At 58.2% G+C, this 13,032-nt stretch carries 8 protein-coding genes; 3 read left to right on the plus strand and 5 right to left on the minus strand.

All coding sequences use genetic code 11. The features are described from left to right. The first annotated feature begins 387 nt into the window (after positions 1 to 387). The 3 genes from FIV03_RS30025 to FIV03_RS30035 all read left to right on the plus strand — a co-directional run bounded on the left by FIV03_RS30025 (position 388) and on the right by FIV03_RS30035 (position 8,075). Entirely contained in the window at positions 388 to 4,905 is a 4,518-nt protein-coding gene (locus FIV03_RS30025; RefSeq protein ID WP_152512417.1) for a VCBS domain-containing protein, read from the plus strand. A gap of 72 nt (positions 4,906 to 4,977) precedes the next feature. Continuing rightward, positions 4,978 to 6,750 carry a type I secretion system permease/ATPase gene (locus tag FIV03_RS30030; protein ID WP_152507966.1) on the plus strand — a complete coding sequence of 591 codons (1,773 nt, stop codon included), beginning with the start codon at positions 4,978 to 4,980 and terminating at the stop codon, positions 6,748 to 6,750. Further along, positions 6,750 to 8,075, plus strand: coding sequence for an HlyD family type I secretion periplasmic adaptor subunit (locus FIV03_RS30035; protein WP_152512418.1), 1,326 nt, complete (start codon positions 6,750 to 6,752; stop codon positions 8,073 to 8,075). Before FIV03_RS30030 ends, FIV03_RS30035 begins: the two co-directional genes overlap by 1 nt. 114 nt (positions 8,076 to 8,189) lie before the next feature. Here FIV03_RS30035 and FIV03_RS30040 read toward each other — a convergent pair whose 3' ends face one another. From FIV03_RS30040 to FIV03_RS30060, 5 genes are read right to left on the minus strand one after another with little or no spacing between them, the layout of a single operon-like run. After that, positions 8,190 to 8,888 (minus strand): SDR family oxidoreductase, encoded by a 699-nt coding sequence (locus FIV03_RS30040; protein WP_152512419.1) that lies wholly within the window; start codon positions 8,886 to 8,888, stop codon positions 8,190 to 8,192. Positions 8,889 to 8,891: 3 nt separating this feature from the next. Continuing rightward, complete coding sequence (locus FIV03_RS30045; RefSeq protein WP_152512420.1) at positions 8,892 to 9,941, minus strand: glycerol dehydrogenase; 1,050 nt, start codon at positions 9,939 to 9,941, stop codon at positions 8,892 to 8,894. 3 nt (positions 9,942 to 9,944) lie between these two features. After that, a complete protein-coding gene (locus FIV03_RS30050) occupies positions 9,945 to 10,787 on the minus strand; it encodes a carbohydrate ABC transporter permease (protein WP_022999583.1) in 843 nt (280 codons plus the stop codon). Continuing rightward, entirely contained in the window at positions 10,784 to 11,644 is an 861-nt protein-coding gene (locus tag FIV03_RS30055) for a sugar ABC transporter permease (protein ID WP_022999582.1), read from the minus strand. The genes FIV03_RS30050 and FIV03_RS30055 overlap by 4 nt, the downstream gene beginning before the upstream one ends. Positions 11,645 to 11,700: 56 nt before the next feature. After that, complete coding sequence (locus FIV03_RS30060; RefSeq protein ID WP_077293872.1) at positions 11,701 to 13,029, minus strand: extracellular solute-binding protein; 1,329 nt, start codon at positions 13,027 to 13,029, stop codon at positions 11,701 to 11,703. Positions 13,030 to 13,032: the final 3 nt, after the last annotated feature.

The following is a 13,032-nucleotide window of genomic DNA, read 5'->3' on the forward strand; positions in this document are numbered from 1 at the left end:
ACAAAAACTATGCAATCGTATACACAACTCTAAGGGGAGGCAATAACGTATTCCGTGAGGAATTATTTTTCTCGCGTGCCAAAAAAATTAACAAATGGTTAATTAGGGTGCAAATGTTGACCATACGTCATTTTAACACCCCTCAACGCATTGAAATTCTAAAGCTTTCTCCGAAGTGTTGTTTACGCTGCGTATTTTCTGCGGCTTCGTCTGAAGGCAAGGTTAACAAACTTCTTGGTTAACGCAGCCCCCATTTGGGGAATGGCTCAAATTGAAACAGTCTGCCAAGTCTGCTCGTGCATTTCAGCAAGGGTGATTTTTACACCCATTCTTTAATCACCGGTTGTCCCTCTCGGGCAGCCGGTGGAGCTAGTCAGGAATGGATTAATGCCTAATAACATCAATCTGTCGGAATTTTTCGACTCCATCCGCGCCACTCTGGCGGACATCAAGAACAGCACTTCCACGATCAGCGACGTTGACGTTGTCGGTACTTACATCGAAGAAGACGGCAGCGATCCGACCCCGGACGTCTCCAGCATCAATTTCGTGAATGGGACGACCGGTGCCGATGTACCGCTCGAAGGAACATCTGGTCTTGATCTCGTGCTTGCCAGAAGCGGAAACGACATGCTTGTCGGTTACGGCAGCATCGACATCCTGCTCGGCAGCGACGACGTTGATACAATTGATTATTCTTACCTGAACAGCACAGAAAACGGCATCTTCATCGACCTTCGCAGCGGTATCGCCGTGAGCAAGGGCGGCGATATCGATCTGCTGTCGTCCATCGAAAATGCCATCGGCACGGTCAATGACGATGTCATGCTCGGCAACGGCCTGAACAACATCTTCTTCGGCAACGGCGGCAGCGATATCATTGACGGCCGTGGCGGCTCCAAGGACGTTGCCCAGTTTGCGGGCAAGGCTGAAGATTACGACATCAAGACCAACGAAGACGGTTCCGTCAGCATCACCAACGGCACCGGCACGACCACCCTTTACAATATCGAACTGGTTCAGTTCGGCGAAGGCAGTGAAGTCGGTGACATCCATCTCTTCAGCGTCACGGATGGCGCACTCGTCGCTCATAACGATGCGATCGACGTCACCGAAACCACCGGCGACGACGAAGCGGAAGTTGCAGCGACATTCAACGTTCTCGGCAACGACGACGAAATCGGCGAAACCGGCGGCCAGGTCATCACCCAGCTGGCTTTCAAAACGGCTGGCGGCTCGATTGTCAACGTTGATGCCGTCGCTGATTCAGATGGCATGCTGGAGGTCGAGGGCAAATACGGCACCTTGTTGCTGAACGTCGAAACGGGCGAAGCCAGCTACGTCTATTCCGAAGAAGCGAACCGCCTCGCCGATGGCCAGGAGGGTGTCGATACCTTCGTTTATCAGGTTGTCGGTGGCGACAAGGCCGAATTCAAGGTCACGGTTACCGGTAGCAACGATGCTCCGACGATCGGCGGCGATCTCTCGTTGAACTTCCTGCCCATCGTTGAATGGCCGGGTGCGGAAGACGAAGGTTACGTCCATACCCGCGGCGGTGTCTTCGAGATCAACGATCCCGACACGGTCGTCAATCCGGACAATTTTGAAGTCCAGATCAGCGAACCGAACCTTTCCCTGGCCTCCGGTGCCGGTGAAATTCTGGAAATGCCGGGCGATATCTACGCTGCGCTGACAGCCAAGGATACGAATTTCCTCTTCTGGACATTCGACCAGTTCGACGACCAGGGCCGGGTAACCTATTCCTACAAGGTCCAGGACAAGGCTATCGACTTCCTTGCCGAAGGCGATGTTCTGACGATCGACTACACGCTTACAGTCCAGGACAAGAATGACCCGGACTCCTTCGTCGAGCGTCCGATCACCGTGACGATCATCGGCACCAACGACCAGCCGGAAATCCTCGTCGAGCAGAGCGTTCTCGACTTCGCAGTCGACGAAGAACTCAACGCCAATCCGCAGAATATCGGCGAATTGAGCGGCAACATCGTGGTCGACGATCCGGATCTGGGCGACACGCTCTACATCTCGGTCGAAGGCGATGGTTCGCCGGCCTATTCGGAAGGCGCTCTTCCGGATGGTGTCGATATCAGCAGCCTTCTGGCATCCAGCAACTTCAACTTCACCAGCGGAGACGCACTGGACAACATCTTCTCCGTGCCGAAGGGCGAAGATGGGAATGTTGAATTCACCTATGCCTACAACGGCTCGGCTCCACTCGACTGGCTGGCGGACGGCGAAACGCTGACCCTGACGTTCGACGTCAAAGTCAGCGACCGGAACTGGTTCCCGGAAGGCACCGACACCACCCAGATCACCATCACGATCACCGGCACAAACGACGTTCCGACACTGACTGCAGTTGACGTGAGCGGATCCATCGTTGAAGGCGATCCGTCAACCCTGTCCGACAGCGGCTCGATTGACTTCTCCGATCTGGATCTCTCCGATACGCCAACGGCGACCTTCGCAGTCAAGAGCGTTGAAGGTCTTGATGGTGTCGGCCTCACCGCCGGCCAGATCGCGAATATCCAGGCCGGTTTCGGGCTGTCCGCTGATCCGGGCAACACGAACGACGGTACGATCAACTGGTCCTACAGCGTCGCGGAAGAGCATCTTGACTTCCTCGCCGCAGGTGAGCAGGTCGAAGTCGTCTACACCGTGACGGTCGATGACGGCAACGGCGGTGTCGTGGATCAGGATGTCACCATCACGATCACGGGCACCAACGATGCTCCGACGATCGGCGGCGATCTCTCGTTGAACTTCCTGCCCATCGTTGAATGGCCGGGTGCGGAAGACGAAGGTTACGTCCATACCCGCGGCGGTGTCTTCGAGATCAACGATCCCGACACGGTCGTCAATCCGGACAATTTTGAAGTCCAGATCAGCGAACCGAACCTTTCCCTGGCCTCCGGTGCCGGTGAAATTCTGGAAATGCCGGGCGATATCTACGCTGCGCTGACAGCCAAGGATACGAATTTCCTCTTCTGGACATTCGACCAGTTCGACGACCAGGGCCGGGTAACCTATTCCTACAAGGTCCAGGACAAGGCTATCGACTTCCTTGCCGAAGGCGATGTTCTGACGATCGACTACACGCTTACAGTCCAGGACAAGAATGACCCGGACTCCTTCGTCGAGCGTCCGATCACCGTGACGATCATCGGCACCAACGACCAGCCGGAAATCCTCGTCGAGCAGAGCGTTCTCGACTTCGCAGTCGACGAAGAACTCAACGCCAATCCGCAGAATATCGGCGAATTGAGCGGCAACATCGTGGTCGACGATCCGGATCTGGGCGACACGCTCTACATCTCGGTCGAAGGCGATGGTTCGCCGGCCTATTCGGAAGGCGCTCTTCCGGATGGTGTCGATATCAGCAGCCTTCTGGCATCCAGCAACTTCAACTTCACCAGCGGAGACGCACTGGACAACATCTTCTCCGTGCCGAAGGGCGAAGATGGGAATGTTGAATTCACCTATGCCTACAACGGCTCGGCTCCACTCGACTGGCTGGCGGACGGCGAAACGCTGACCCTGACGTTCGACGTCAAAGTCAGCGACCGGAACTGGTTCCCGGAAGGCACCGACACCACCCAGATCACCATCACGATCACCGGCACCAATGATGGACCGGTGTTCTCTGGCGGTGTCTTCGATGGCGTTCTCGAGGAAGCCAATACCCCGGCACAGCTTGAAACATCCGGTGAGGTCTTGTTCACCGACCTAGACCTGTCCGACACGCCGGAAGTGACCGCTCAGTTCACCTCTGTCGAACCAGTCGCAGGCAGTGGTTTCACGCTGACGGAGGGGCAAAAGCTTGCCTTCACGAATGCGCTGACGGTGCAGCAATCGGCCGGTAACGCCAACAACGGAGGCGCCACCTGGACCTTTGCAATCGCCGCAACGGCACTCGACTTCCTTGCCCAAGGCGAACAACTGGAAGTCAAGTACCTCCTGACCGTTACGGACGATAGCGGTGCGACGGACACGCGGGAAGTGACGGTCGTCGTGACCGGCACCAACGACGATCCCACGATCTCCGATGCGGATATCCTGGGCGAGGTGACGGAATCCGGTGTCGGGGAAGACGGTACAGACGTTGCCACTGGCCTGATCGTCGGAATGGACGTCGATATTCGGGACGTCCTGACCTACTCCGCCTCTGTCGTCGACGGGGCACTGGGTCAATTCAGCATCGATGAGGATACCGGTGAATGGACCTATACCATTGACCAGTTCAACGCCAATGTTCAGGCCCTCAACGAAGGCGACAGCGTCGAAGAAATCTATACGGTAACCGTATCCGACAACAACGGCGGCACTGTCACCACCGACGTGACCATCACCATCAACGGCACGAACGATGCCCCGACTATTGAGGACTACACGGGTTCGTTCACTGTTGTTCACAGCAACTCCAACAACGACGAAAGCAGCTTCAATCTTCTTGAGCTTCTGGCTGCCAACGACGTTGATGATGGTGAAACGGAAACGCTCCAGATCGATGAGATCTCGGGTACTCTCAGCCTGTCCATCGCAGGCCATCAGGTGACGCTGGATATCGCCGATCTGGAAGCCGCAGGGCTTTTGAACATCGGTGAAGCCGACGGCAGCGTGACCTTCACCCATAACCTGGAACGCATTATGGCCCAGGTAATGGATCAGGGCGAAACCGCCAACATCTCGGGTACCATGACTGTCGTGGATGTCCATGATGCGGTCTCCAACTCCGCCGAGTTCGATATTGAACTGTCGGTAGATCCGGACAAGACCAACACCTTCGGCGGTGACGACTGGACCACCGCGGACGGTGCGGGCGACATCCCTGAAATGCTTATCCCGACATTTGACGGAGACGGCGACGGTCCGCTGGTCGTCTGATCATGAAACTTCTGGAGAGGGCGCACGCGCCCTCTCCTCTCTTCTTTTTTATGTTTTTTTTGGAGAGTCTACATGGCTGTACGCAGCGCAAGGGAAAGCGTTTATCCCGCTCTCAAGGTTTATCGCTCTTCCTGGGCCGGGTTTCTTGCCGTTGGTTTCTTTTCGATCTTTGTCAATCTCGGAACTCTGGCCTCACCCCTCTACATGCAGCAGATCTTCGACCGGGTGATGCAGAGCGGCCACCTCGAGACACTTGTCTTCCTGACGATGATCGTGATTTTTTTTCTGGCTGTGATTGCGGTTCTTGATGCAATCCGCGGCTCCATCCTCGCCAGCATAGCGAAATGGTGGGATGAAACCGTACATGCCGACCTGCTGCATGCCGTCATCCAGACGGCCAGGTCGACGGGCAAGTCCCACTCGCATGCAATGAACGACCTGGCAACCATCCGGCAATTTGTTGGCAGTTCGAGCGTGCTGCCTTTCTTCGATGGGCCCTGGGTGCCCTTCTTTGTCGGTGCCATTATTCTCATCCACCCTGCCCTCGGCTTCGTCGCCATCGCGGCCGGTGTGCTGCTTGTGATAATCGCAGGTATCAACGACACGGTCACCCGCCGCCGGATGGCGGGTGCTGCGGCGGCTCGCGTGCGGGCACAGCAGACGATTGACATCGCGACGCAACACGCGGAAAGCGTCTACAGCATGGGAATGCTGCCTGGCGTTCTCGCCCGCTACCGGAACGACAACGAACTGGTGGCCAATTCGACTTTCGCCGTTGCCGCTTTTTCAGCGAAGACCGCCGCGATCACCAAGTTCATCCGGTTCACGGCGCAGATCAGTGTCCTTGGTCTCGGTGCCTATTTTGCCACGCTGGGTGAAATCACCCCGGGTGGCATGATTGCAGCGTCAATCATCATGGGGCGCGCGCTTGCGCCTGCCGAACAGGCCATCGGCGCCTGGCGAGGCATCGTCGGCGCGATGCAGTCCCATCGTCGGCTGAACGATATTTTTCTGGCAGCTCCGCTCCACTTCGACCGGACCCAGCAGCCGGAACCCAGTGGGCACCTGCAGCTCAAAGGTGTCAATCTGCTCGTTTCAGGCCAGGAACGGCCTTTGCTGCGCAACATCACGATCGATATCAAGCCGGCAACCCTGAATGCAATCGTCGGCCATTCCGGCTCCGGCAAGAGCACCTTGTGCAAATTGTTGATTGGCGCAATGGATCCGAGTTCCGGTTCGGTCCGTCTTGACGGTGTCGCCATGCGCAATTGGGACCCGCAGCAACTCGGCCGGAACATTGGCTACCTGTCGCAGTCCGTGGAACTGCTATACGGCACTGTGAAGGAAAACATCGCCCGGATGGGCGAGCCGGATGATGAAAAGGTTGTGACTGCCGCGCGCCTTGCCGGTTGCCACGACATGATCAACGCTCTGCCGAACGGCTATGAAACCCTGATCGGCCCGGGCGGACTTCGTCTGTCCGGCGGACAGGCCCAACGCGTTGGGCTGGCCAGGGCGATCTACAACAAGCCCAAGCTGATCATCCTCGATGAACCGAATTCCAACCTGGACAGTGATGGCGAAGCCTCGCTTCAGGAGTGCCTTGTGCTCCTTCGGGAACAGGGCTGCACGGTCATCATTGTAAGCCACAGACCCTCGGCGCTCTCGAAAGTCGATCTGATCATCACCCTTGCGGACGGCACAATTCAAAAGACGCAAACCGGCGAGGAGTTCATGAAGCACGCCATCCGCCCGGTCAGCGATATCCTGCAGAAACTTGGCAAGGTCCAGCCGGCGCAAGCGAAAGGCGCTTCGCCGGCCAACGAAACTCAGGGAGGTCAGTGATGAAAGAGCAAAATAACCCGGCGTCGTCCCTCCGTCGCTCCATCCGGCAACACTGGATCATGGGTTCGTTGGTCGTCGCGGTTTGTTTCTTCGGCACGGGAATTTGGGCAAGTTTCGCGGAGCTGTCGTCAGCCGCCATCGCCGCCGGCAAGGTCAGTCCGGACGGAAGCTTGCGCGTGGTGCAGCATCTGGAAGGCGGAATTGTACGCCATCTCAATGTCAAGGAGGGCGATGTCGTCAAGGACGGTCAGCTTCTCATGGTTCTTGACCAGGCATTGGCAACGGCGAACTATCTGTCGATCTACCGCAAGCACCAACGCTATGTGGTGACCAGAGACCGGCTGCTGGCGCAAGAGCGTGGCGATGAAACCTTTGAGGTCCAGATGCCGTCGGTCATGTCGGCCGACAAGAGTTACACGCAGTTCGTCGCCAACGAGATTACAAAATTCAAGGTACGGCGCGAGCTGCTGGGAAGGCAGCAGTCGACCTATCATGTGCAGGCAGGCCAGGTTGAAGCCGAGATCAGCAGCCTGAAAGCCCAGATAGACGGCATGGATGATCAGATCCTGCTGCTTGACAAGGAGCTGGATAGCAAAAAGGTCCTGATGGACAAAGGTCTGATGCGGCAGCCCGAGCTTCTGGTTCTGCAACGCAAACGGGCCGAACTGTGGTCGGAGCGCAATGCCATAGGATCAACGATCGCTCGTGCGCGGCAGAAGATCGAGGAAATCAAGATCGCGGAACTGACGGCCCTCAGCGAAGAACGCGAAAAGGTGGCCAAGGAGTTGTCGGAAATCAACGCGGAGATTGCGCAAGCCGACGAGGCGCTTTCCGCGACTTCGGACATCCTGAACCGCACAGAGATCGTCTCTCCGATCGAGGGGCGGGTGCTCAAGGTCAACTACAAGACGGTCGGCGGTGTCGTGCGGCCGGGTGAACCGATCATCACGATCGTGCCAGAGAACGAGGAACTCATCCTCGATACGCGCCTGCGTACGTCCGACATCGACAACGTGATGATCGGGATGGACGCCAAAGTTCAGCTCACCTCCTTCATGGGGCGGCACATGAAGCCCTTGACAGGGGAAGTCTTCCAGGTTGGTGCGGACGCCGAAACGGACGAGCAGACGGGAGAGCAATACTACACGGTGCGGGTCAGGGTTACGTCCGACGACATCCGGGAAGCCGGAGGCGGTTTTGAGCTGGTGCCAGGCATGCCCGCGCAGGTCTTTATTCAAACAGGAGCTCATACGCCGATGCGCTATCTGCTGGATCCTGTGCTGCAGTCCTTCGGACGAGCGTTCCGGGAAGAACGCGTACTCTAAAGCGGCTGTCGCGTGACCTTAAAATCAGAAGGCGTTGCCGGGTTTGGAAGAACAGAACCGGCAACGCTTTCTGGCGTTTTAAGCATGCCGCAGCGACGCAATACCTTGGATGGTTCACGCCGCCAGATAGCCACCGTCTACCGGAACGATCGCGCCATGAACGTAGGAAGCGTCTTCAGAAAGAAGGAACGCGACGACCCGCGCAATCTCCACCGTCGCGGCCCAACGGCCGATCGGGATGCGGGCGTCGATCCGTGCGCGCCGTGCCGGGTCTGATCGCGCGCCTTCGGAAATGCGTGTTTCCACCCAACCCGGTGCGACCGCGTTGACCCTTATACCGGTTCCTCCCCAGGCAACGGCAAGGGATCGGGTGAGGGCAGCGACCGCCCCCTTGCTGGTGCCGTAAGCAGGCGCTACGGGGTTGCCGAACCAGCTCCACATGGAGGCGATGTTGACGACGGAACCGTTGCCGCGTTGAAGCGCATCGCGCGCGGCCGTACAGGAGGTGAGCACGCCGGTAACATTCACCGCCATCACCTTCTCGAATACCGCAGCGTCCCATTCCCGGCTGTACTGGATCGTGCCCGCGCAGGTGACCAGGCCGCCGAGCTCTTGCTCTTCTTCAAGGAGATGGGCAAGCGCGGCCTCATCAGTAACGTCAACCTCGACAAACCGGGCAGCTTGCGGAAAGCCTTCCTCCCGTTCCAGGCCTGCGGCCGTTACCTGCCAGCCGCGTTCGGTCAAAAGCTGCGTTGTCGCAAGACCGATACCTGTACCTCCGCCGGTGACCACAACATTTCTTGATGGCGGCATCGATCAATGTCCTTCGTCGAGCAGTTGCATCGCGCGAACGAGGTCGGAGACGCCGAGTTTGCGGTAGTAGTTCGGCGCATAGGGGGCTGTGAGCGCAACCTCGGCAATATGCTTCAGTTCCGCTGCGCCGGTGACGCCGAATTCTGCGAAGGATGTGGGCAGATTTATCCGTCGGAAGAAGGCTGCAAGGGTGCGAATTTCCTCATTGGCCCCCTGCCCGGCTGCCAGTTGTGTCAAGGTGCCGAGAGCGACCATTTCCCCGTGCAGCAACCCAGAGAACGCCGGTGTGACCGACAGGCCGCGCACCATCGCGTGGGCTATCGACAACCCTCCGCTTTCAAAGGCAAGACCGCTGAGAAGCACGGTGGCCTCCACCACGCGCTCGAAAGCTTCGTTCGGGCCTTCGGCCGACATCGCCGCTTCGCTATCGGCAAGCAGAATGTCGCGGGCACGCGCGACAATGGCCTGGGTGAGTTCCGTTGGACGGCCAGCAAAGAAGTTGAGACCACCTCCGGCAAGAGCGCCTGCCAGCTCATACGGCTTTGACATCGCATCGCCAATACCGGCCGCCAGAAAGCGACGCGGTGCTCCGGCGATGACTGCCGTGTCGACCAGGACAAGGGAGGGGTTGGTCTTCATGTGACGGACGCCCTCAACCGCATGGTCCGGCGTATAGACAACGGCAATGTGGCTGGTCGGGCTGTCGTTGGAAGCGATGGTCGGCACAATGGCAACCGGCAGACCGCGCTCGATTGCAGCTCCCTTGGCGGTGTCGATCGCCTTGCCCCCACCGATGCCGACAAGTAGCCGGGCATCACCGGCTTCCCTTGCCCTGGCGGAGATTTCCGCCGCGGTACATTCCCCCCCGAATTCCATGAGGCGGGCGTCGGGAAGCTGGGAGCTGATGCGTTCACCAAGCAGGTCGCGGGCTACCGGATCAATGACCACCGCCGCAGGGCCACCGCCAATGATGGCAATTTCCTCGGCCAGGCGGTCGATGGCTCCCGGTCCCTGCACATAGCGCAGTGGAGCGCCCAGAATGCGCATTGTCATGAGTTATCCTTTCACCGCACCGGCGGTCAGGCCCTGGACGAAGTAACGAGAGAGCGTGATGAACGCTATGAACAACGGCATGGCAATCAGTGTGGAGCCGGCCATGATATCTCCCCATCTCAGGTCAAAGGCGCCGATCATCGAAGCCAGACCCAGGGGCACCGTCTTGTTCGCGTCCGATCCGATCATGACCAGGGCAAAGGTGTAGTCGGTCCAGGAAAGGAGAAAGGCGAAGATCGCGACCGTTACCAGCCCGGGCACCGACAGCGGCAGCACAACACGCAGGAAAGCACCCAGGCGCGTGCAGCCGTCCACCATGGCTGCTTCCTCAAGCTCGAAGGGCATTGTCTTGAAGAACCCCCACAGGAACCAGACGCCGAGCGGCATCGTGATGGTCAGGTGGGAAATGACAAGCGACAGCAGCGTATCGTTGAGGCCGATTGCCGCGAACATTGCGTAAAGCGGGATTGCCAGCAGCAGCGGCGGGAACATGTAGGCATAGAGCATGCCGGCGATGATCATCTGTTTGCCGCGAATGCGCTGGCGGGTGACGCCATAGGCGATCATGACGGACAGAAGCATTGTCAGGGCAACGGTGGTCACCGCAACAATGAGACTGTTGAGGAACTGCCGCGGATAGTCGGTCTGCGCCAACAGGCTGGTGTAATACTCAAGCGTCCATCGCTGCGGTACCAGAGACGGGTTCATGAGCATTTCCTGCGTGGGGCGCAGGGAAGAAACGACCATCCAGTAGATGGGAAAGGCGCTGTAGACCGCTAGAACGATCACCGCGAAGTAAAGTCCCGCCCGGCCGGCAACGCGGCGAGCCTGGATTTGTCCACTCATTTGCCTTCCTCCATCGGGAACACCCGGAAATAGATTGCAACGGCGACCATCAGGACGAAGAAGGAAAGCGTTGCGATCGCTGCGCCGCTGCCGATGTCATAAAGGGCAAATGCCTCCCGGTAGGACAGGACCGGCAGATGTTCCGTGGCACCAAGCGGACCGCCACCCGTCGTCAGCCAGATGACGTCGAACTTGTTGAACATCCACACGCCCCGCAGAAGAATGATGACCGTCAGGATCGGGCGCAGCGACGGCAGGGTCACGTGAAAGAAACGCCGAACGGGCCCGGCACCGTCTACGCGCGCCGCTTCATAGAGTTGGGTCGGAACTGTCTGCAGCCCTGCGAGAAAGGTCGTGGTGACGAACGGGGTCCACAACCAGACCGAAATCAGGATGACGGACGTCATGGATGCGGTCTCGGTCTCGAACCAGTAGATCGGCGGCAGGCCCAGGTCATCCATCAGAACGGTGATGATGCCGAGCGAGCCGTCAACCATCCACTTGAAGACCAGGACGGCGACCACCGTCGGCAGAAGATACGGCAGGAATGTCAGTCCGCGCAGCAGAGAGCGGCCGATGAAATTCTGGTTCAAGAGCAACGCGAAGCCGATGCCCAGCACCACCTGCAGGACAATCGCCAACCCGGCATAGACGAAGCCGTTCCAAAGCGCGTTCCAGAACTCTGCGCTTGCAAGAACCTTGGCGTATTTTGCGAAGCCGACCCAGACCGGATCGGCCGTAAGCGACGGCATGTCATAAAAGCTGAGCGAAACCGCATAAAGCGCAGGCCCGACAATCAGGACAAGGGTCGCAAGAAACCCGATACCGAGAAAACCCGGCAACAACCAGCGAGTCATTCACGAACTCCAGATGGTGTGAAAGTGAGGGGAGCTTCCGCTCCCCTCCCGTTTCGTCACTTGATCACTTCACGCATTTTGGCTGCGGCCTGATCGACGGCCTCTGCAGAATCCATCTCGCGAAGGATCTTGTTCTGCAGCATTTCAGGCATGACGAAGGACTCGAACACCTTGCCGGGTCTGACGTCAGGCGCCGGGCCTTGCGTATCAATGGACGTGAGCACAACAGACTCGTCGGTCACAAGTTCTCGCATCTGCTCGACCACACCAGAGTATTTCTGGATCATGGCGTTGTCGCGCCAACGCTGGTCTTCATAGATATCAAGTCGCGTCGGCTGGAAGTGAACCGGTGCGGTATGCAGGAAGTCGACCATGCGATCGGTCGTAAGCCACCGCATGAAATCCATTGCCGGACCAGTGTTGTCCGTCTTCAGGACCACCCAGCCGTCGTAGCCGTGGCTGACCGCCTTTTGCTTTCCGGACATATCCATGTAGGGCATGACGCCAAGGTTCTCGGCCAGGGTCGGGTTGTCCCGCTCTGCAGCTTCCAGAACACGTCCGGCATAGGCTCCGTGGGCCACGGCACCACCAACCAGGTTGGACAGGACATCGGAGTAGCTGGCCTGAAGAGCACCCGGAGGCATCGTCCCGTAGAGCTTGGTCATGAAGTCGAGGTAGGCGGCTACCCGAGGCTTCATCTCGTCGTTGTCCAGGATCACGTTCCATTGGTCGTCGAACAGCTTGACGCCCTCGGCCCAAAGGAAGGCAAACGACATCCAGTTGGTTGCACCGTTCGATCCGATCGGGAACAACGCGCCTTTCTGGCGGCCCTGGACAAGCGCCTCGCTGTTCTGGACGAACGCATCCCACGTGTTTGGCAGGGACAGACCATTCGTCTCATAAAGATCCTTGCGGTAATAGATCAGCGCAAGGTTGTAGTCGAACGGGTACCAGTAAACCTTGTTGTCGATGGGGAAGAGGATGTTGTTCCCCCACTGGTATTCGTCCGTCAGCTCGTTCAAGGGGACGATTTGTTCCTGCTCGGCCAATAGCAGCACGTGGCCGATGAAACCGACGTTTGCCACGTCATAAGGGGTTCCGGAGCGAATGCCATTGGTGATCTTGGTGAAGCTTTCGCCAAGCGGTACGGAATCGATGACGACCTCAACGCCGGTCTTTTCCTGGTATTCCTTGGCCACCTTCGAGAAAAAGGCGAGCGTGTCCTTGCCCGTTTCACAGTTCAAAAACCGGATGGGCTTGTTGCCCTGGGCGCGGAGCGCCGGGGCCGCAAGGGACGAGGCTGCCAGCCCGGCGCCGGCGATACCCATGGTCTTGAGGGCCTGGCGTCTAGTCCAGAGACCTGTTTCGAATTTGCTCTTAGTCATGTT

Source organism: Labrenzia sp. THAF187b (assembly GCF_009363375.1).
Taxonomy (GTDB): domain Bacteria; phylum Pseudomonadota; class Alphaproteobacteria; order Rhizobiales; family Stappiaceae; genus Roseibium; species Roseibium algicola.

Bases quoted from the DNA above. Each gene is read 5' to 3' on its own strand.
- FIV03_RS30025 (WP_152512417.1), top strand. From the start codon at position 388: ATGCCTAATAACATCAATCTGTCGGAATTTTTCGACTCCATCCGCGCC.
- FIV03_RS30030 (WP_152507966.1), top strand. From the start codon at position 4,978: ATGGCTGTACGCAGCGCAAGGGAAAGCGTTTATCCCGCTCTCAAGGTT.
- FIV03_RS30035 (WP_152512418.1), top strand. From the start codon at position 6,750: ATGAAAGAGCAAAATAACCCGGCGTCGTCCCTCCGTCGCTCCATCCGG.
- FIV03_RS30040 (WP_152512419.1), bottom strand. From the start codon at position 8,888: ATGCCGCCATCAAGAAATGTTGTGGTCACCGGCGGAGGTACAGGTATC.
- FIV03_RS30045 (WP_152512420.1), bottom strand. From the start codon at position 9,941: ATGACAATGCGCATTCTGGGCGCTCCACTGCGCTATGTGCAGGGACCG.
- FIV03_RS30050 (WP_022999583.1), bottom strand. From the start codon at position 10,787: ATGAGTGGACAAATCCAGGCTCGCCGCGTTGCCGGCCGGGCGGGACTT.
- FIV03_RS30055 (WP_022999582.1), bottom strand. From the start codon at position 11,644: ATGACTCGCTGGTTGTTGCCGGGTTTTCTCGGTATCGGGTTTCTTGCG.
- FIV03_RS30060 (WP_077293872.1), bottom strand. From the start codon at position 13,029: ATGACTAAGAGCAAATTCGAAACAGGTCTCTGGACTAGACGCCAGGCC.